Consider the following 18,492-nt stretch of genomic DNA (forward strand, 5'->3'; position numbering starts at 1 on the left):
GGGGGACTCAGGCGAGCCCGGCCTCGCGGAAAGACTCCAGATTCGGGCGAATGGTCGCGGTGAGTCCAGTCCCCGCCACTGCGTCCAGCGTCTTCAGCCCATCACCAGTGTTGAGTACAACGACCGACTTCGCCGGATCAATCAACCCATTCTCAATGAGCTTTTTGGTGACTCCAACCGTCACCCCGCCGGCGGTTTCCGCAAAGATTCCCTCGGTCCGCGCGAGCAGCTTGATGGCGTCGACGACCTGCTCGTCGGTGACGTCCTCCACCGCGCCGCCGGTGCGCCGCGCGATGTCGAGGACGTACGGCCCGTCGGCCGGGTTGCCGATGGCGAGGGACTTGGCGATGGTGTTCGGCTTCTGCGGGCGGACCACATCGTGGCCCTCCTTGTAGGCCACCGACACCGGCGAGCACCCCTCGGCCTGGGCACCGAAGATCTTGTACGGCTTGTCCTCGACGAGCCCGAGCTTGATCAGCTCCTGCAGACCCTTGTCGATCTTCGTGAGCTGCGAGCCGGAGGCGATCGGGATGACCAGCTGGTCCGGGATCTCCCAGCCGAGCTGCTCGCAGATCTCGTACGCCAGGGTCTTGGAGCCCTCCGCGTAGTACGGCCGCAGGTTGACGTTGACGAAGCCCCAGCCCTCGCCGGCCGAGTCGCCGATCAGCTCGGAGCAGAAACGGTTCACGTCGTCGTAGTTGCCCTCGATGCCGACGAGCTCGCCGCCGTAGATCGCGGCCATGACGACCTTGCCCTGCTCCAGGTCGTGCGGGATGAACACGCAGGAGCGGAAGCCGGCCCGGGCGGCGGCGGCGCCGACCGCGCCGGCCAGGTTGCCGGTGGAGGAGCAGGAGAGGGTGGTGTAGCCGAAGGCGCGGGCGGCCTCGACGGCCTGGGCGACGACGCGGTCCTTGAAGGAGTGCGTCGGGTTGCCGGAGTCGTCCTTCACGTACAGCCCGCCGGTCACCCCGAGCTCACGGGCCAGGTTGTCGGCCTTGACGAGCTTGGTCCAGCCGGGGTTGATGTTCGGCTTGGTCGCCACGTCCGCGGGGACGGGCAGCAGTGGCGCGTAGCGCCAGATGTTCGCGGGACCCGCTTCGATCCGCTTCCGCAGCTCCTCGGTGTCGTACGCCGAGAAGTCGTACGCGATCTCCAGCGGGCCGAAACACTCCTCGCAGGCGAACACCGGGCCGAGCGGCACGCGGTGACCGCACTCGCGGCAGCTGAGGGCTGCGGCGGGGCCGAGGTCGACGGTGGAATCCGTGGTGCTTGCAACAGTCTGCACAGCCATGTGAGGCGAGGCCCTTTCTCCTCATCTTCCTCACGACGCATCTCGCCGTGAGACGGATTTGGCACCTTCCCTAGCCGGGAGCCTCGCGGACGATCGACACTGATCGGCGATCTACGAGAACCGACTGGAGGGTTGCCGGGGCTTCAACGGGCCGTATCCCTCTGCCCCTCTGGATGAGCGGTATGCGGTTGTCGACGCCGGGTGACCCCAGGACATGCGATGGTCATCGGCGTTGTTCAAGACTGTAACCGAAGGCCAGGACAGTTGAGAGAGTCGTCCGTAACGCGAGATGGATCACACGTCGTCGTGTGGCCGTGACAGTGAGGAGCCGCTGACCGTGCTGGAAGAAGTCGAGCGCTGGCTGGCCACCCGCTCCTGGTCCGTATCCGATCGTCCGCTGCACCGGATCATGGCCGCCAAACGGTCCTCCGGGCAGACGGTCAGCGTCGTGCTGCCCGCGCTCAACGAGGAGGAGACCGTCGGCGACATCGTCGCGATCATCCGCCACGACCTCATGCAGCAGGTGCCGCTCGTCGACGAGATCGTGGTCGTCGACTCCGGCTCCACCGACCGCACGGCGGCCGTCGCCGCGGCGGCCGGCGCCCGCGTCGTGCACCGCGACGCGATCCTGCCCCGCATCCCCGCCGTACCCGGCAAGGGCGAGGTCCTCTGGCGCTCCCTCCTGGTCACCACCGGGGACATCGTCTGCTTCGTCGACGCCGACCTGCGGGAGTTCTCCTCCGACTTCGTCACCGGCATCGTCGGCCCGCTCCTCACCGACCCGGACGTCGACCTGGTCAAGGCGATGTACGACCGCCCGCTCGGCGGCGCCGCCGGACAGGGCGGCCGGGTCACCGAGCTGATGGCCCGTCCGCTGCTGAACATGCACTGGCCCCAGCTGGCCGGCTTCGTCCAGCCGCTCGGCGGCGAGTACGCGGCCCGCCGCTCGCTGCTGGAGCAGCTCCCCTTCCCGGTCGGCTACGGCGTGGAGCTCGGCATGCTGGTCGACGCCCTGCACCTGGTCGGCCTCGACGCCCTCGCCCAGGTCGACGTCGGCGTCCGCAAGCACCGCCACCAGGACGGCCAGGCCCTCGGCCGGATGTCCGCCGCGATCTACCGCACGGCCCAGCTCCGGCTGGCCCGCGGCCACCTGATCCGCCCCTCCCTCACCCAGTTCGAACGGGGCGAGGACGGCTTCGAACCGCGCACGTACTCGGTGGACACGGAGGAACGGCCGCCGATGGTGGAGATCACGGAGTACGCCGAGCGCAAGGTGGCGTGACTTCGCCGTACGGCCGTATACGGCGGCGCGTCGGGCGCGGCCGTACGTTTGAGCGTTTACGGGCCGGGCTAGGTTGTGGCGTATGGCTTCCCCCATGGCTTCCACCGGCGGTGCCGAGGTGCTGGTCGCCTCGAACCGCGGCCCGGTCTCGTACGAGCTGCGCGAAGACGGTTCGCTGCACGCCAAACGGGGCGGCGGCGGGCTGGTCTCAGGGCTGTCGGCCATCGGGCCGGACGCGAACGCGGTGTGGGTGTGCGCGGCACTGGGCGACGGTGACCGGGAGGCGGTGCGGCGGGCCGAGGGCGGCAGGCTGCCGGCCGGGGAGACCGGCGGGCAGCAGGTCCGGATGCTCGACATCGACGCGGACGTCTTCGCCGACGCGTACAACGGCATCGCGAACTCGGTCCTCTGGTTCGTCCACCACATGCTCTACCAGACCCCGCTGGAGCCGGTCTTCGACGCGGAGTTCCGGCGGCAGTGGGGTTCGTACCAGGCCTACAACCGCGCCTTCGCGCAAGCGCTGGCGCAGGAGGCGGGCCAGGGGGCGGTGGTGGTCATCCAGGACTACCACCTGGCGCTGGCCCCGCGGACGCTCCGCCGGCTCCGCCCCGACCTGCGCATCGGCCACTTCTCCCACACCCCCTGGGCACCGCCGGACTACTTCCGGCTCCTGCCCGACGACATCGCGGCGGAGCTGCTGAGCGGGATCCTGGGCGCCGATCACGCGGCGTTCCTGACGCGGCGGTGGGCGGACGCGTTCGTCGACTGCTGTCATGCGGTGCTGGGGCCGGGGATCCCGGCCGCCGATCCGTCGTCCGGCGGGACCCGGATCGGGGTGCACGGGCTGGGTGCCGACGCGGACTTCCTGCGGAAGCGGTCGCACGAGCCGGACGTCGGCGAGCGGATGGCCGCTCTTCGGGAGGAGATCGGGGAAGGGCGGAAGACGATCGTCCGGGTCGACCGGACGGAACTGTCGAAGAACATCGTGCGGGGGCTGCTGGCGTACCGGCAGCTGCTCGACGACCGTCCCGAGTGGCGGGAGCGGGTGGTGCACGTCGCGTTCGCGTACCCGTCGCGGCAGGACCTCGCCGTCTACCGGGACTACACGGCGGAGGTGCAGCGGGTCGCGGACGAGATCAACGCCGCTTACGGGACGCCCGGTTGGACGCCGGTGGTCCTGCACGTCAAGGACGACTTCGCACGGTCGCTGGCGGCGTACCGGCTGGCCGACGTGGCGCTCGTCAACCCCATCCGGGACGGGATGAACCTGGTCGCCAAGGAGATTCCCGTGGTGTCGGACGAGGGGTGTGTGCTCGTGCTGTCGCGGGAGGCCGGGGCGTACGAGGAGCTGGGCGAGGACGCGGTGGTCGTGAACCCGTACGACATCGGGGGGACGGCCGACGCGTTGGCACTGGCGTTGGCCATGCCGGTGGAGGAGCGGGCGGAGCGGTGCAAGAGGCTGGCCGAGGCCGCTACGGCGTTGCCGCCGGCGCGGTGGTTTCTTGAGCAGCTTGAGGCGTTGGGCGGGTCGGTTCGGTAGCGACGGATCTGCGGGCCGGTGGGGGCTGGTCGCGCAGTTCCTCCCCCAGCCTTCGGCCGGGGGTACCCCCAGCGCCCCTACGGGGCGCTTTGGTACGGGGCGCTACAAGTCATGAAGCGCTCAGAGCGGCCAGGCTTCTCAGCAGTCGTACGACTCCCTCCGGACCGTCCACCACCACGTCCGCCCTGTCTGCAAGCTCTGTCACCTCTGTGCTGCCGCTGCACACCAGGAGGCCGGGGACGCCCTCCTCGCGGAGTTTCTCCACGGCGGCGAAGGCGGGGATGTCGCCCAGGTCGTCGCCGACGTAGAGGATCGCGCCGGCGTTGATGTGCCGTGCGTACTCGCGCAGGGCCACGCCCTTGTCCATGCCCGGGGGACGGAGTTCCAGGACGAGGCGGCCCGGTTCGACGATCAGGGCGTGCTGGGTGGCCAGGTCGGTGAGGGGGGCGCGGAGGGTTTCGAAGGTGGCCCGGGGGTCCGGGGCGCGGCGGGTGTGGACCGCGATCGCCCGGCCCTTCTCCTCGATCCAGGTGCCCTGCGAGGCACCCGCGCGGTCGAGGAGGGCGGGGAGTCCGGCGCGGACGGCGGCGATGCCGGGGTGCGGGGGCGGTGCGGTGAGTTCGCCGGTCGCCGCGTCCCAGCGTTCGGCGCCGTAGTGCCCGAGGACGACGAGGTGTTCCAGACCGGGCACGCCCGCGAAGCCGCCGTAGCGGACGGCCACCTCGGCCGGGCGGCCGGTGACGACGGCGACGGCGGCCACCTTCGGCGCGAGCGCGGCCAGCACCGGTACGGCATCCGGGTGGGCCCGCGCCTGCTCGGGGTCGGCGACGATCGGCGCGAGGGTGCCGTCGAAGTCGAGACCGACCAGGGCGGAGCCGGGCCGCGAGACAAGCGCAGCAAGGCCGTCACGCCCGGCCGGGGTCCGCGGCGTCGGGAGGGGTTCCGTGATGTGGGTTCCCATGAGCCGACACTATCCGACCACCCCGTCAGCAGCAGCGCCCCTTCAGGGGCGCGGGGGGTAGGAACCACGCCACCAGCCCCCACCGGCGGGCAGATGCAGACGGCCGACGGGGGTCGAAGGGGGCGCAGCCCCCTGGGGACGGGACGGGTAGGGGCGGCGGGGGCGAGAACGCCCCGGTTCAGCGTTCCGAGCGGCGCGCCTCCCGGACCCGCCGCAGCCGGTTCACCGTCACCGGGTCATGGGCCAGCGCCCGCTCGTCGTCCAGCAGGGCGTTCAGGAGCTGGTAGTAGCGCACCGGAGCCAGGTCCAGTTCCTCGCGTATCGCGCGTTCCTTCGCGCCGGGGCTGGCAAAGCCCCGGCGTTCGAGGGCGAGGATGGCCTGCTCGCGCACGCCCAGTTCTTGCCGGTCCATGCCGAGAACGGTAACGCTCAGCCGGTCCCGCTCGTACGGCTGTCGGCCGTCGCCGCCTCGGCCTGGATCCGGGTGAGGACGCCGGTCGGGTCGCCGGTCGGGCTCACCGCCGTACCGATCTGCTTCTTGATGTCGGCGCTGATCGCGGCCCAGGAGGTCTTGCCCGCGGGGTAGAGCTCCGAGGTGGGCAGCTGCTCCAGGAAGGGCCGCAGCTGCTTGTCCTCGGCCCGCGTGGAGTCCGTCATCGCCTGGGACGCGGAGGTGGTGACGGGCAGCAGGCCGTACTCGCGGGAGAAGGCGAGGACGTTCTTCTCGCTGTAGACGTAGTTCAGGAAGTCGCCGATCTGTTTGGCGTGGCCGTTCTGCTTGAACGCCGCCATCCAGTCGGCGACGCCCATGGACGCGGTTCTGGTGCTCTGGCCGGCGCGGGCCGGCATCGGGACCGCGCCGAACTTCACGCCCTTCTTCTCGGCCTGCTTGATCAGCGTGGGGTGGCCGTTGAGCATGCCGACCTGGCCGTCGGCGAAGGCGGTGAACGCGGCCGCGCGGTTCAGCTTGCCGGGGGCCACCGGGCCGGTCAGGCCCTTGCCGACCAGCTCGTCCTTGAGCCAGGTGAGGGTGTCGATGTTCTGCGAGGAGTCGATCGTGTACGTGCCGGTGTCGTCGGTGTAGCCGCTGCCGCCGCTGAGCAGCCACTGCATGGTCTCCGCCTGCGCCTCCTCGGGGCCGAGCGGCAGCGCGTACGGGTACTTCACACCGTCCGCCTTGAGCGCCTTCGCGTCGGCCTCGAGCTCGTCCCAGGTGGTGGGCGCGGTGGTGATGCCGGCCTGGGAGAAGAGGGTCTTGTTGTAGAAGAGGACGCGCGTGGAGGCGGCGAAGGGTATGCCGTACTGCGCGTGGTTCCACTGGCCCGCCTCGGCGAGCTGGGAGGGGAAGTCGGCCTGGACCGGGATGGAGAGCAGGTCACCGGCCTCGTACAGCTTGCCGGCGGCCGCGTAGTCGGCGTACGCGCCGATCTGCGCCAGGTCGGGGGCCTTGCCGGCGGCGACCATGTCCTTGACCTTGCGGTCCACGTCGTTCCACGAGTAGACGGTGACGTCGACCTTCACGTCGGAGTGCTGCGCCTCGTACGCCGCGGCCAGCTTGTCCCAGTACTTCTGGGAGCTGTTGGCGGCGGAGTCCCCGTAGTCGGCGGCGACGAGTCTGAGGGTGACGTCCGAGGAGCCCGTCGTCCCGCACCCACCGAGGACCGCCGTCATGCCCGTTGCGGACACCACCGCGATCATTCCTGCCCTACGCCGCCGCACGTGTACTGCCCCTGTCTAACTGTCTCGCCGTTCAATATGTGGACCCATAAGGTCTACACCACGCAAGTGGACTAGACCTCTCCCGGGTAGACGGGCCACACTGTTCCCGTGAGACATGTCATCGCCCTGGACGTGGGCGGCACCGGAATGAAGGCCGCACTGGTCGGCCCGGACGGCGAGCTGCTCCACCGGGACCGCCGGGCGACCGGCCGGGACCGCGGCCCCGACGCCGTCGTCACCGCCATCCTCGACTTCGCCGCCGAGCTGCGGGCGTACGGCGAGCAGCACCTCGGCGAGCCGGCGTCCGCGGCCGGGCTCGCGGTCCCCGGAATCGTGGACGAGCGGGCCGGCGTCGCGGTCTACGCGGCCAACCTCGGCTGGCGCGACGTCCCGCTGCGCGCCCTCCTCGCCGACCGCCTCGGCATCCCGGTCGCCCTCGGCCACGACGTCCGCACCGGCGCCCTGGCCGAGGGCAGGCTCGGCGCGGGCCGGGGCGCGGACCGCTTCTTCTTCGTGGCCCTCGGCACCGGGATCGCGGGCGGCTTCGGCCTGAACGGCCGGGTGGAGTCGGGTGCGCACGGCTTCGCGGGCGAGATCGGCCACGTCGTCGTACGGCCGCAGGGTGCCCCCTGTCCGTGCGGGCAGCGCGGCTGTCTGGAGCGGTACGCGTCCGCGGCCGCGGTGAGCGAGGCGTGGGCGAAGGCCTGCGGCGACCCGGACGCGGACGCGGCGGACTGCGCGAAGGCCGTCACGTCCGGCGACCCGAACGCCGTCCGGGTGTGGGACGAGGCGGTGGCCGCCCTGGCCGACGGCCTGGTCACGGCCCTCACCCTGCTGGACCCACGCGTCCTCATCGTCGGCGGCGGCCTGGCGGAGGCGGGGGACGTGCTGTTCGAGCCCCTGCGGGAGGCGGTGCAGCGCCGGGTGACGTTCCAGAAACTGCCGACGATCGTCCCGGCCGAACTGGGAGACACGGCCGGTTGCCTGGGGGCGGGCCTGCTCGCCCAGGACCTGTTGACGACGACCACTACGGAGGTAACCCCCTGATGGCTGCGACCGAGCCGCACTACAGCGCCCCTTCAGGGGCGCGGGGAACTGCGCGACCAGCCCCCACGGACCCGCAGCCCGCAGACCACGGACTGGTCCTCTCCGGTGCCCGGGCAGTCCTCCCCACCGGAGTGGTCGAAGACGTCCGAATCGCAGTCGACGGCACGAAAATCGCCGCCGACGCCCCCGCGAACGCCCACCTCATCGACCTCACCGGCCACTGGCTCCTGCCCGGCTTCGTCGACATCCACAACCACGGCGGCGGCGGAGCCTCCTTCAGCTCCGGCACCGCGGAGCAGATCCTCACCGGCGTCCGCACGCACCGCGCGCACGGCACGACCACCCTGGTCACCTCCACCGTCACCGACGACATGGACGTCCTGGTCCGCCAGGCCGGTCTCCTCTCCGAGCTCGCCGAGCAGGGCGACATCGCCGGCATCCACTTCGAAGGCCCCTTCATCTCCCCGTGCCGCAAGGGCGCCCACTCCGAGGCGCTACTGCGGGACCCGGATCCGGCGGAGGTCCGCAAGCTGCTCGACGCGGCGCGCGGGCACGCGAAGATGGTCACGCTCGCCACCGAACTCCCCGGCGGCATCGAGTCGGTACGGCTGCTCGTGGAGCACGGCGTGATCGCCGCCGTCGGCCACACGGACGCGACGTACGAGCAGACGGTGGAGGCGATCGACGCGGGCGCCACGGTCGCCACCCACCTGTACAACGCGATGCCGCAGATCGGCCACCGCGCGCCCGGCCCGATCGCCGCGCTGCTGGAGGACGAGCGGGTGACGGTCGAGCTGATCAACGACGGCACGCACCTGCACCCCGCCGCCCTGCAACTCGCCTTCCACCACGCGGGTCCGGACCGGGTCGCGTTCATCACGGACGCGATGGACGCGGCCGGCAGCGGTGACGGCCGCTTCCTCCTCGGTCCGCTGGAGGTCGAGGTCACCGACGGGGTGGCCCGGCTCGTGGACGGCGGTGCCATCGCCGGTTCCACGCTGACGCTGGACCGCGCGCTGCGGCGGGCGGTCACCGTCGACGGGCTCCCCGTCGAGCACGCCGTCGCCGCCCTGTCCGCCAACCCGGCGCGGCTGCTGGGCCTCTACGACCGCGTCGGCTCCCTGGAGCCCGGCAAGGACGCGGACCTGCTCGTTCTGGACGCGGACTTCACGCTGAAGGGCGTGATGCGCCGGGGTGCGTGGGTGATCGCACCCGAACTGTCCTGATCCATCCCCCTGTTGAGAGACGGCGACCCTAGGCCGGTCGCCGTCTCTTTGGCATGATCGAGGCCCCCCAACCGATGACACGGGCATACACGAGGGAGGTCGCCCGGTGATCCTCACCGTCACGCTGAACACCGCTCTGGACATCACCTACCGGGTCGGCGCCCTGCGCCCGCACACCTCGCACCGCGTCTCCGCCGTGACCGAACGGCCGGGCGGCAAGGGGGTGAACGTGGCCCGGGTGCTGGCCGCGCTCGGGCACGAGACGACGGTGACCGGGCTGGCGGGCGGGGCCACCGGGCGGGCCGTGCGGGAGCACCTCGCGGAGACGCCGGGAGTGGTGGACGCGCTGCTGCCGGTCGCCGGGGCGACCCGCCGGACCATCGCCGTCGTGGACGAACTGACGGGTGACACGACCCAGTTGAACGAACCCGGCCCGCAGATAGCGCCCGCGGAGTGGGGTGCCTTCCTCGACCGCTACGAGGAACTGCTCACCGGCGCCTCGGCGGTGGCGCTGTGCGGCAGCCTGCCGCCCGGGGTTCCGGTAGGGGCGTACGCCGGGCTGATAAAGACCGCGCGGTCCGCCGCCGTCCCCGTCCTCCTCGACACCAGCGGAGAGCCACTGCGACGCGGGGTCGCGGCCCGCCCCGACCTGGTCAAGCCGAACGCCGACGAACTGGCCGAACTCACCGGCTCCCACGACCCGGCCCGCGCCACCCAGGACGCCCGCCGCCGCGGCGCCCGCGCGGTGGTCGCCTCCCTGGGCGCCCAGGGCCTGCTGGCGCTCACCCCGGAGGGTCGCTGGCGCGCCACCCCACCCACCCGAGAACACGGCAACCCGACCGGCGCCGGCGACTCGGCGGTCGCCGGCCTGCTGGCGGGCCTCGTCGAACACCTTCCCTGGCCGGACCGCCTGACCCGCGCGGTGGCCCTGTCGGCGGCGACGGTACGGGCCCCGGCGGCGGGCGAGTTCGACCGCCTCACCTACGAGAAGCTGCTGGGCCGGATCGCGGTGACCGGTGGGACGACGGCTGCTTAGCCCTTGTTCGTGTGCTTGCCCTGCTGCACCCACAGCTGGTCCAGCAGGACGTCGCAGCTGTCCCCGCTCTGGCAGGAGAGGGAGATCGTGTTGGTGCCCTTGGTGAGGGTGGGGTACGTGTAGCTGGTCGTCCAGGCGTTGGCTGGGTCGCTCTGGCCCGTGTAGTTCTTCAGCGGGAACTTGCTGCCGAACGCCTTGCCGTTGATCGTTAGCGTCATGGCCTCGTCCTGTGTCGCGCTGTAGTGCGCGAATACGGTGTAGAGGCCGTCCGCAGGGATGCCGTCGACCGTCCAGGTGACACCGGCGCCGGTCTGGTTGAGGTTCGTCACGTAGATGCCGCCCTCGGCCTTCGCGCCCTTCACGTCCGACGCCAGCGTGGCGCCACCGTCCAGGCGGAGGGCCTTCGCGTCGATCGGCGGGATGTCGCCCGTGGAATCGGCCGAGCTCGTGCTCGACGGCGACGGCGACACGCTCGCGGACTGGGTCGGGGTGGTGGAGGCGCCATTGCTCGCCTTGTTGTCGTCCCCGTTGCCGTTCATCATCGCGACGCTGATGCCTATGACGACGGCGGCGACGACGGCGACGGCGCCGATGAGGAGGCCCTTGGTGTTGGGGCCACGGCCGCGGCCCGCGGGCGGTACCGGTGTGCGGGTGGTCGGGGCGCCGCCGGGGAAGGTCTCCGGGGCCTGGTACGCCGCGTTCGGCTGCTGGCCGTAGCCGGTGCCCGGCTGCTGCGGGATGGTCTGACCGCCGTACTGCTGCTGCGGCGCCTGCTGCTGGCCGCCGTACGTACGCTCGCCCACCGAGCGCACCCTGCTGACCTGATGCGGGTAGCCGTAGCCACCGGAGCCGGACGGCGGCTGGGCCCCTCTGGCCTGACCATCGGCATAGAGGTAGCCGAACGGGTCGTCGTCCTCGGGCGTGCTCGCGCCGTTGTCGCCGGGCGTCATCCCTTGGTACTCCTCAACAGGTGCGGGCGGATGCGGTACAGGTATTGAGAGTCGAGCCTACCCGGTCTGGCTGAGCCAAACGGGTGACTCGGATCGCATCAGCACGATGACCTGCGGATCATCCGGCACGGCGATGTGCTTTGGGACGAGATCGTTTCTCTACGTACATCCGCTCGTCGGCGGATTTCAGGACTTCGTCCGCCGTCATGCCGCAGTGCGCCCACCCGATGCCGAAGCTGGCGCCCACCCGCACGGCCCGGCCCTCGGCGCGGATCGGCTGGATGATCTCGTTGCGCAGGCGTACGGCCAGGTCCTGGGCGTCGGCCTTGCCGAGGCCGTCGGCGAGGATCACGAACTCGTCGCCGCCGAGGCGGGCCACGGTGTCGCCGTCCCGGACGCCCCGGGTGAGCCTGCGGGCCACCTCGATGAGGACGGCGTCGCCCGCGTTGTGGCCGAACCGGTCGTTGATCGACTTGAAGCCGTCGAGGTCGCAGAAGAGCACCGCGAGCCCCTTGGCGCCGTCGTCGCGGCCCTCCTCGGGGGCGACGGTGTGCACGTGGTGGTCGTAGCCACCGTCGTACGACTGTGTTCCGCCCGCCGTGCCGGCGAAGTCGAAGCCGTGGCCGTTGGCGTCGTAGGCGGGGTGGCCGTAGGCCGCGTCCAGGGATTCCAGCTCCCCGGCGTGTCCGGCGCGCCGGCAGAGCCGGGAGGAGAGGCGGGAGCGCAGCTCCGCCGAGTTCGGGAGGCCGGTGAGGGAGTCGTGGGAGGCGCGGTGGGCGAGCTGGAGCTCGCGGCGCTTGCGTTCCTCTATGTCCTCGACGTGGGTGAGGAGGAAGCGGGGGCCGTCGGCCGCGTCGGCGACGACGGAGTTGCGGAGCGAGACCCAGACGTAGGTGCCGTCACGGCGGCCCAGGCGGAGTTCGGCGCGGCCGCCCTCGGCGGAGGTACGGAGCAGGGTGCCGATGTCCTCGGGGTGGACCAGGTCGGAGAAGGAGTAGCGGCGCATCGCGGAGGCGGGGCGGCCCAGGAGGCGGCACAGGGCGTCGTTGCTGCGCAGTATTCGGCCGTGCTGGTCGCCGCCCATCTCCGCTATCGCCATGCCGGAGGGGGCGTACTCGAAGGCCTGCCGGAAGCTCTCCTCGCTGGCCCGCAGCGCCTGCTGCTCGCGCTCCAGGCGGACCAGGGCGCGCTGCATGTTGGCGCGCAGCCGGGCGTTGCTGATCGCGATCGCGGCCTGGAAGGCGTACATCTGCAGCGCCTCGCGGCCCCAGGCGCCGGGGTGCCGGCCGTTGCGCGGGCGGTCGACGGAGATCACGCCGAGCAGTTCGCCGCAGGAGCTGCCCGAGACGCCGGGCGTGTACATGGGGGCGAAGAGCCGGTCGGAGGGGTGCCACTCGTCCTCGAACCGCGGCGCGGGGCCGTCGGTGTACCACTGCGGGACGTCGTCGTCGTCGAGGACCCAGCCCTCGGTGTGCGGTATGAAGACGAGGTCGCCCCACTTCTCGCCCATGTTCAGCCGCCGCTCCCAGGACTCGCGGGAGCCGACCCGGCCGGTGATCAGGGCCTCGGCGGCGGAGTTCCCGGAGAAGGCGGCGACCACGAGGTCGCCCTCGGCGGGGCGTACCAGGTTGATGCAGGCCATCTCGTAGTTGAGGGCGGTGATGACGCCGTCGGCGACGGTCTGCAGTGTGTCCGCCAGGCTGCGGGCCGTGTTCATGTCGGCCATGACCTGGTGCAGCTGTCGCAGGGACGCAAGACGGACGTAGGGCTCCGACTCGGTCTCCATGCTCGCCCTCCCCCCGAGACCTCGCAGCGAATCAAGGGTCTGCTTCGGCGCTACTTTTCCCCGCCACTGAATCACAGCGCGCTGCCCACTCGGTACACAGGGTCAACAATTAACGCCCCTTGTGACTCAAGTCACAGGAGAACGTGAACAATTGCGTGGAGTTTCTGCGTTTTCCCTGTGTGTTTACTGAACACAGCCTTTGTGGGTGTGCGCACATGATGCACGTTACGGCCTTTCGCCGCGGCACACCCCGCCCTTGGTCCTAGGACCCGGCTCGGGCCGATGGCCGATGTGACCGCACCGGGTCCGACACTAGCGTTTCCGGCGTGCTGAAGACTCCCTCCCCCGCCGCCGCAGAAGCCACCGGGCATGCTGTGGGGGTGAGCAACGAAGCGTTCAAGGCCGCCCTGTCCCGGCTGGCCGCCGGCGTGGTCCTGGTGACCGCGCAGGAGCCGTCACTGGACCCGGACGACCCGCTGGCGCCGGTCGGCGAGGACGTCGGCATGACCGCCACCGCGTTCGTGTCGGTGTCCCTGGACCCACCATTGGTGCTGGTCAGCCTGCGTGAGGGCTCCCGGATGGACGACCTCCTCGACGAGCAGCCGCGGTGGGCGGTCTCCGTGCTCACCGAGAGCCAGCGGCACATCGCCGGCCGGTTCGCGATGAAGGGCCGCATCAGCGACCGCCTGCTCTTCGAGGACATCCCGTACGTCCGCGGCGAGGCCAGCGGCGCCCCGCTGGTCGGCGGTGCCCTCGCCACGCTGGAGTGCCGCACCGAACAGCGCATCGCGGCCGGCGACCACACCCTCGTCATCGGCCGCGTCCTCACCGCCGAACTGCCGAGCGCGGAAGGCGGGCCGCTGATGTATTTCCGGGGCCGCTACCGCCAGCTGGGATGAAACCGCGCGGTCCGTTTCGGTAAATTCCGTGGGCAGTTGCCGAACGGCCCTTCTAGAGTGCGCGGATGTCTTCTCCGCTCCGCCTCGAAGAAGTGACCACCGCGAATTTGGCGGCGGCACTGCGCATTCGCGTCCGGCCCGACCAGGAACACAACGTCGAGCCGGTCGCCGAGTCCCTCGCCGAGGCGTACGTCCATCCGGCGGGGGTCGCCTGGCCCCGCCTGATCGTCGACGGAGACCGCACGGTCGGCTTCCTGATGGCCTTCCTCGACATCGACTGGCGCGCCGACGGCACCCTCTTCCGCTCCGGCCTGTGGCGCCTCAACATCGACGCGGCGGAGCAGGGCAGGGGCTACGGCCGGTTCGCGGTGGAGTCGGTGGCCGCGGAGCTCCGCCGCCGGGGCGGCAAGGAGATGTACGTCACGTGGCATGCGGGCCCCGGCGGCCCCGAGGCGTTCTACCTGCGGCTGGGTTTCCGGAAGACCGACGAGGTCAGCGGGGACCAGCCGGTGGGGGTGCTGGCCCTCTGAGCAGGTCGGGCGAAATCCGGTGCCGCTCGGCGGCGTCCCGGACAGGCACACGGCGGTAGCGCACGTGCCGCGGCCGCCGCGTGGGCGGCCCAGGCGCCCCGTGTCCACCCGCGCGGGCCAGGGCGGTGCTCGGCCGCTCACTCGGTCTCAGGACGTGCCTACCCGTACATGGCCGCCTGACCGGCCATCAAGTGGTCGACGAGCGCCAGCAGCACGTCGCGGCCGTCCGCCCGGTCGCGGGCGTCGCAGAGCACCAGCGGCACCTGGGGGTCGAGGGCGAGCGCCGCGCGGATCTCCTCCGCGGTCCGGTCGCGGACCCCGTGGAAGCAGTTGACGCCGACGACGAAGGGGATGCCGCGGCTCTCGAAGAAGTCGATCGAGGCGAAGCTCACCTCCAGCCGCCGGGTGTCGACCAGGACCACCGCGCCCATCGCCCCGTTGACCAGGTCGTTCCACATGAACCAGAAGCGCTCCTGGCCGGGGGTGCCGAACAGGTACACCACCAGGTCGTCGTTGATGGTGATCCGCCCGAAGTCCAGCGCGACAGTGGTGGTGAACTTGCTGTCCACCCCCTCCAGGTCGTCCACGCCGACGCCGGCCCGGGTCAGGTACTCCTCGGTGTGCAGCGGGGCGACCTCGCTCACCGCGCCGACCAGGGTCGTCTTGCCGACGCCGAACCCGCCGGCGACCAGGATCTTCACCGCGAGCGGAGCGGTGTCCGTACGGCCCGCCGTGTGGTCTGCGGCGCGACCGGACACAGGGCCGGGCACGTGGCCCGACGCGTGCTCAGAGCTTGCGTAGTCCATCTCTCACCGCCTCGAGGATCGTCATGTCGGAAAGGCCGCCGGCCCGGCTGAGCGGCTGCGGAGAACGGGCCCACATATGTCCGGAGTCGACCAGGTCGCCGATGAGGATCTTGGTCAACGACACCGGGAGGCCCAGCTTGGCGGCGACTTCCACCACTGCCTTGGGGTCCCGGCAGAGCCCGAGGATCGTGCGGTGCTCCGGCTGCATCCTGCGCACCGCGAGCGCCGCCTGTGTGGTGACCTCGGGCAGCGTCCCCACCAGGGTGACCAGCGTCAGATCCGATCGCTCGGGGGTCGTGCGCCCGCTGGTGATCGTGTACGGACGGACCAGTTGCTCGTCGGCGTCACCGTCGTCGAACCCCTCGGTCCAGTGCCTCATCCGGCTCTCCCCGCGTCATCGGACGGCGGAGTACGCGCGTCGGTGCCCAGTCGCTGGCCGACCTGCTGGACCAGGGTGTGCATCGCGACACTCATCAGCTCGGCGTCGACCTCCTGGGAGGCGGTCACCGCCAGGTGGGTGCCGCGGCCGGCGGAGATCACGAACAGCCACAGGCCGGCCATCTCGACGATGACCTGGTGCACCGGGCCGCCGCCGAAGAGCTGCCCGGCACCGCGGGCGAGGCTCTGCTGGCCGGTGGCGATGGCGGCGAGCCGCTCGGCGTCCGAGCGTTCGATGGTCCGCGAACGGCTCATCACCAGGCCGTCGTCCGACAGCACGATGGCGTGCCGGGTGCCCGTGACCTGGTCGACCAGCCCGTCCAGGAGCCAGTCCAGATCCACGTCAGTGGCCGTCGTTCGCTGCGTCATTCTCGATCATCCGTCCTAGAAGAGCCGGACCGGCCGGGCGAGGCGGGCTCTTCACCATGGCCGTCGCCATTGCCGTTGCCATTGCCATTGCCTTCGCCGAAGCCGGTACCGTCACCGCTGCCGTCGTGGTTGCCGCTGCCGTCGTTGTCGCCGCTGCCGTAGCCGCTGCCGCGGCCTATGTCGTAGCCGGTGGCACTATCGCCGCTGTCACCGGTGCCGTCGTCCAAGGCCCCGCCGACGCCGCCCGCGGTGCCGTCGTCCGGGTCGCCCCCGCCGCGGGCCAACCGGGACTGCCGCTGGAACACGCCGATCGTGGCCCCGGACCGGCCGGCCCGGTCAGGGACCGTCGTCCAGAGATCCGGCTCATACAGTTCCGCCAGTTCCGCCTGCTCCGCCGATTTCGCCGGGATCTGGAGTTCGGGCGCCAGGCTGGCCTGGCGGACCCGCTGGGGCAGCGGCCGCGCCGCGGTCGCCGGGGACGGGGACGGGGATGCCTCGTTCTCGTCCGGCGGCCGGGGAACGGAGGCGGTGACGTTCGCCATCGCGTGTCCCTTGGCGCGGGTGGGCAGCCGCCCGCCCTCGTACGGCGCCCGCAGACCGGTACCGGCGTCGTGCGGCTGCCGCCGCGGACCGGGCAGGTGGGGCAGGGCCTCCGGGGGCTGCGCGACCGGCTGGGGCGCCGTGCCGGGCTGTTCCACCACCACCTGTTCCGGCAGCAGCACGACCACCCGGGTGCCGCCGAAGGCGGACGGCCGCAACTCCACCCGCAGGCCCAGGCCCGCCGACAGCCGGGCGACCACGTACAGGCCGAGCCGTACGTCGTCGGCCTGGGTCATCACGTCGAGCTGCGGCGGCGCCTCCATCAGCGCGTTGGCGGCGGCGTAGTGCTCTGGCTCCATGCCCAGGCCACGGTCCTCGATCTCGACCGCGACGCCCCGGCCGACCCTCGCGGCCCGCACCTCGACCGGGGTCGGCGGCTTCGAGAAGGCGGCGGCGTTCTCCATCAGCTCCGCCAGGATGTGCACCAGCGAGCCCACCGCCCGCTCGGACACCCACGGCTCTTCCTCGACGTCGATCGAGATCCGGCGGTAGTCCTGCACCTCGCCCTGCGCGGCGCGCAGCACGTCGAGCAGCCGCACCGGCTTGCGCCAGCGGCGCTGCGGCTGGCCGCCACCGAGGATGACCAGGTTCTCCTCGTAACGGCGGAGCCGGGCGGTGAGGTGGTCCAGGTCGAACAGGCCCTCCAGCACCTCGGGGTCCTCGTGCGTGCGTTCCAGCTCGTCCAGCTTCCGCAGCTGGAGGCCGATGAGGATCTGGGTGCGCCGGGCGATCCGCTGGAGCAGCCGCTCGAAGCCGCGGTGCTGTTCGGCCTGCCGCACCGCGGTGGCCACGGCGCTGCGGCTGGCCGCGTTCAGGGCCCGCCCGAGCTCGCCGAGCTCGTCGGGGGTGGGCTCGACCAGCCGGACCTCGCGGTCCACGTCGACGTTCTCGCCGCGCTCCAGCCGGGACACCACGTCGGGCAGCCGCTGCTGGAGTTCCACGGCTTCCTCGCGCAGGGCGTAGATGCGCCGGCGCAGGAGGACGGTGAGACGCCACGTGGTGAGGACGACCAGGACCACGGCGAGCAGGCCGATGGCGCTGACGGTGATCAGGGTCCACTGGAGCCGGCTGACGCTGTCGGCGGAGACCTTGTCCAGGTGCGCGACCCGGGCCAGGATCAGATTCAGCTGCAGTGGCTGGTTGGCGTCCACCGCTGCGCGCCATTGGGTGTGGATCTGGCCGAGCACCAGCTCACCCTGCGAGTGGTGGGGGCCGGCGACGATGACCTGCTCCTCCAGGCTCTGCTGGGTCTTCCATGACTTGGCGGACGTCATCTTTGTGTACGCGTCGCGTTCGGCACCGGTGAGGCCGAGGGCGACCCGCTGGAGCAGGTACTCCTGAGCACCGACGGCATCGACGAAGACGTCGTATTCATCGACCTTCAGATGACCGGTCTTCCAGTCGCGGCCGAGCAGAGCGTCCTCGCGCCCGATCCTGTCGGCGGCGCCGTAGAGGTCGACCAAGGGGTTCGCCAGCAAGGCCACATCGGCGTTGCTCCGGTGGCCGAGCACGGTGAAGACGGTGATCAGCGACTCGACGGTGCCGCTGTAGTAGTCGAACGCCGCCTTTTGACCGGCCGACCCGGTGTCCACCGCCCGGCGCTGCGCGGCGAGCCGGTCGAGATCGCGCACGGTTCCGGACAGGGCCGTGCCGAGCCCCTGCTGCCCGTGCGAGGTGTCCTCGTCCGCCACCGAACGGAAGCCGGTCACCGCCCTGTCGGTCGCCGCGCGCGCGGCGACCAGCTTGCCGTGGATGGTGGTGCCGGGGTCGGCCTGCGCCTCCGCGGTGAGCCGCCGCTCCTCTTCGAGGGACTGGAAGAGGACGGCCGACGGCCGGCCCAGCGAGGCGGTCAGGGCGCTCTGGGCGTTCTCCGACTGCCAGCGGGTGGCCAGCTGGTACGTGCTCAGGCCCCACAGGGCCGCGAGCGCGAGGCTCGGTACGAGCACGAGGACGATCAGAACGGTACGCAGGGGCAGTCGACGGGAGCTCCCGCCCGACCCGACCGGCTGTGA

The 18,492-nt window shown here is 71.4% G+C and carries 17 protein-coding genes and 1 riboswitch; of the genes, 7 read left to right on the top strand and 10 right to left on the bottom strand.

Annotated features, from left to right (window positions below; genetic code table 11):
* Window positions 1-7: 7 nt before the first annotated feature.
* A complete protein-coding gene (thrC, locus tag ACFY6U_RS26615) occupies window positions 8-1,291 on the bottom strand; it encodes a threonine synthase (RefSeq protein WP_390042123.1) in 1,284 nt (427 codons plus the stop codon).
* An 18-nt stretch (window positions 1,292-1,309) separates the two neighbouring features.
* Window positions 1,310-1,471, bottom strand: a riboswitch (SAM riboswitch).
* Between the two features lie 157 nt (window positions 1,472-1,628).
* Between thrC and ACFY6U_RS26620 the strand changes: the two genes are divergently transcribed.
* Complete coding sequence (locus ACFY6U_RS26620) at window positions 1,629-2,573, top strand: glucosyl-3-phosphoglycerate synthase (protein ID WP_390042125.1); 945 nt, start codon at window positions 1,629-1,631, stop codon at window positions 2,571-2,573.
* Window positions 2,574-2,667: 94 nt separating this feature from the next.
* Window positions 2,668-4,113, top strand: coding sequence for a trehalose-6-phosphate synthase (locus ACFY6U_RS26625; RefSeq protein ID WP_390042436.1), 1,446 nt, complete (start codon window positions 2,668-2,670; stop codon window positions 4,111-4,113).
* A 109-nt stretch (window positions 4,114-4,222) separates the two neighbouring features.
* On the opposite strand, the gene otsB is transcribed toward ACFY6U_RS26625, so the two are convergent.
* From otsB to ACFY6U_RS26640, 3 genes are all read right to left on the bottom strand, one after another.
* Window positions 4,223-5,074 (bottom strand): trehalose-phosphatase, encoded by an 852-nt coding sequence (gene otsB, locus ACFY6U_RS26630; RefSeq protein WP_390042127.1) that lies wholly within the window; start codon window positions 5,072-5,074, stop codon window positions 4,223-4,225.
* 178 nt (window positions 5,075-5,252) lie between these two features.
* Complete coding sequence (locus ACFY6U_RS26635) at window positions 5,253-5,486, bottom strand: DUF3263 domain-containing protein (protein WP_390042129.1); 234 nt, start codon at window positions 5,484-5,486, stop codon at window positions 5,253-5,255.
* A 17-nt stretch (window positions 5,487-5,503) separates the two neighbouring features.
* Window positions 5,504-6,772, bottom strand: coding sequence for an extracellular solute-binding protein (locus ACFY6U_RS26640; RefSeq protein ID WP_390042438.1), 1,269 nt, complete (start codon window positions 6,770-6,772; stop codon window positions 5,504-5,506).
* Window positions 6,773-6,901: 129 nt separating this feature from the next.
* Between ACFY6U_RS26640 and ACFY6U_RS26645 the strand changes: the two genes are divergently transcribed.
* The 3 genes from ACFY6U_RS26645 to ACFY6U_RS26655 all read left to right on the top strand — a co-directional run bounded on the left by ACFY6U_RS26645 (window position 6,902) and on the right by ACFY6U_RS26655 (window position 10,102).
* Complete coding sequence (locus ACFY6U_RS26645; protein WP_390042131.1) at window positions 6,902-7,840, top strand: ROK family protein; 939 nt, start codon at window positions 6,902-6,904, stop codon at window positions 7,838-7,840.
* Entirely contained in the window at window positions 7,840-9,066 is a 1,227-nt protein-coding gene (nagA, locus tag ACFY6U_RS26650) for an N-acetylglucosamine-6-phosphate deacetylase (protein WP_390042133.1), read from the top strand. The genes ACFY6U_RS26645 and nagA overlap by 1 nt, the downstream gene beginning before the upstream one ends.
* Before the next feature lie 106 nt (window positions 9,067-9,172).
* A complete protein-coding gene (locus tag ACFY6U_RS26655) occupies window positions 9,173-10,102 on the top strand; it encodes a 1-phosphofructokinase family hexose kinase (RefSeq protein ID WP_390042135.1) in 930 nt (309 codons plus the stop codon).
* Here ACFY6U_RS26655 and ACFY6U_RS26660 read toward each other — a convergent pair.
* Both ACFY6U_RS26660 and cdgB read right to left on the bottom strand, forming a co-directional pair.
* Window positions 10,099-11,052 carry a carbohydrate-binding protein gene (locus ACFY6U_RS26660; RefSeq protein ID WP_390042137.1) on the bottom strand — a complete coding sequence of 318 codons (954 nt, stop codon included), beginning with the start codon at window positions 11,050-11,052 and terminating at the stop codon, window positions 10,099-10,101. The genes ACFY6U_RS26655 and ACFY6U_RS26660 overlap by 4 nt on opposite strands.
* 118 nt (window positions 11,053-11,170) lie before the next feature.
* On the bottom strand, window positions 11,171-12,838 hold the full coding sequence (gene cdgB / locus ACFY6U_RS26665) for a diguanylate cyclase CdgB (protein ID WP_390042139.1): 1,668 nt from the start codon (window positions 12,836-12,838) through the stop codon (window positions 11,171-11,173).
* Window positions 12,839-13,218: 380 nt separating this feature from the next.
* Here cdgB and ACFY6U_RS26670 point away from each other — a divergent pair, with 380 nt between their 5' ends.
* On the top strand, window positions 13,219-13,737 hold the full coding sequence (locus ACFY6U_RS26670; RefSeq protein WP_390042140.1) for a flavin reductase family protein: 519 nt from the start codon (window positions 13,219-13,221) through the stop codon (window positions 13,735-13,737).
* A gap of 65 nt (window positions 13,738-13,802) precedes the next feature.
* Window positions 13,803-14,267: a GNAT family N-acetyltransferase gene (locus ACFY6U_RS26675; RefSeq protein WP_390042142.1), complete on the top strand. Its 465-nt coding sequence runs from the start codon at window positions 13,803-13,805 to the stop codon at window positions 14,265-14,267.
* A gap of 158 nt (window positions 14,268-14,425) precedes the next feature.
* On the opposite strand, the gene ACFY6U_RS26680 is transcribed toward ACFY6U_RS26675, so the two are convergent.
* Genes ACFY6U_RS26680 through ACFY6U_RS26695 form a run of 4 tightly spaced genes read right to left on the bottom strand, consistent with a single transcriptional unit; the run spans window position 14,426 to window position 18,426 of the window.
* Window positions 14,426-15,073: an ATP/GTP-binding protein gene (locus ACFY6U_RS26680; RefSeq protein ID WP_390042143.1), complete on the bottom strand. Its 648-nt coding sequence runs from the start codon at window positions 15,071-15,073 to the stop codon at window positions 14,426-14,428.
* Window positions 15,054-15,452: a DUF742 domain-containing protein gene (locus ACFY6U_RS26685; RefSeq protein WP_390042145.1), complete on the bottom strand. Its 399-nt coding sequence runs from the start codon at window positions 15,450-15,452 to the stop codon at window positions 15,054-15,056. Before ACFY6U_RS26685 ends, ACFY6U_RS26680 begins: the two co-directional genes overlap by 20 nt.
* Window positions 15,449-15,880 (bottom strand): roadblock/LC7 domain-containing protein, encoded by a 432-nt coding sequence (locus ACFY6U_RS26690; protein ID WP_390042147.1) that lies wholly within the window; start codon window positions 15,878-15,880, stop codon window positions 15,449-15,451. The genes ACFY6U_RS26685 and ACFY6U_RS26690 overlap by 4 nt, the downstream gene beginning before the upstream one ends.
* Window positions 15,877-18,426: a nitrate- and nitrite sensing domain-containing protein gene (locus tag ACFY6U_RS26695; RefSeq protein ID WP_390042148.1), complete on the bottom strand. Its 2,550-nt coding sequence runs from the start codon at window positions 18,424-18,426 to the stop codon at window positions 15,877-15,879. Before ACFY6U_RS26695 ends, ACFY6U_RS26690 begins: the two co-directional genes overlap by 4 nt.
* Between the last annotated feature and the right edge of the window lie 66 nt (window positions 18,427-18,492).

The sequence above is a fragment of the Streptomyces sp. NPDC013157 genome, assembly GCF_042899865.1.
GTDB lineage: Bacteria > Actinomycetota > Actinomycetes > Streptomycetales > Streptomycetaceae > Streptomyces.

Bases quoted from the DNA above. Each gene is read 5' to 3' on its own strand.
- ACFY6U_RS26690 (WP_390042147.1), bottom strand. From the start codon at position 15,880: ATGACGCAGCGAACGACGGCCACTGACGTGGATCTGGACTGGCTCCTG.
- ACFY6U_RS26640 (WP_390042438.1), bottom strand. From the start codon at position 6,772: ATGATCGCGGTGGTGTCCGCAACGGGCATGACGGCGGTCCTCGGTGGG.
- ACFY6U_RS26675 (WP_390042142.1), top strand. From the start codon at position 13,803: ATGTCTTCTCCGCTCCGCCTCGAAGAAGTGACCACCGCGAATTTGGCG.
- cdgB (WP_390042139.1), bottom strand. From the start codon at position 12,838: ATGGAGACCGAGTCGGAGCCCTACGTCCGTCTTGCGTCCCTGCGACAG.
- ACFY6U_RS26660 (WP_390042137.1), bottom strand. From the start codon at position 11,052: ATGACGCCCGGCGACAACGGCGCGAGCACGCCCGAGGACGACGACCCG.
- ACFY6U_RS26625 (WP_390042436.1), top strand. From the start codon at position 2,668: ATGGCTTCCACCGGCGGTGCCGAGGTGCTGGTCGCCTCGAACCGCGGC.
- nagA (WP_390042133.1), top strand. From the start codon at position 7,840: ATGGCTGCGACCGAGCCGCACTACAGCGCCCCTTCAGGGGCGCGGGGA.
- ACFY6U_RS26680 (WP_390042143.1), bottom strand. From the start codon at position 15,073: ATGGACTACGCAAGCTCTGAGCACGCGTCGGGCCACGTGCCCGGCCCT.
- ACFY6U_RS26685 (WP_390042145.1), bottom strand. From the start codon at position 15,452: ATGAGGCACTGGACCGAGGGGTTCGACGACGGTGACGCCGACGAGCAA.
- ACFY6U_RS26635 (WP_390042129.1), bottom strand. From the start codon at position 5,486: ATGGACCGGCAAGAACTGGGCGTGCGCGAGCAGGCCATCCTCGCCCTC.
- thrC (WP_390042123.1), bottom strand. From the start codon at position 1,291: ATGGCTGTGCAGACTGTTGCAAGCACCACGGATTCCACCGTCGACCTC.
- otsB (WP_390042127.1), bottom strand. From the start codon at position 5,074: ATGGGAACCCACATCACGGAACCCCTCCCGACGCCGCGGACCCCGGCC.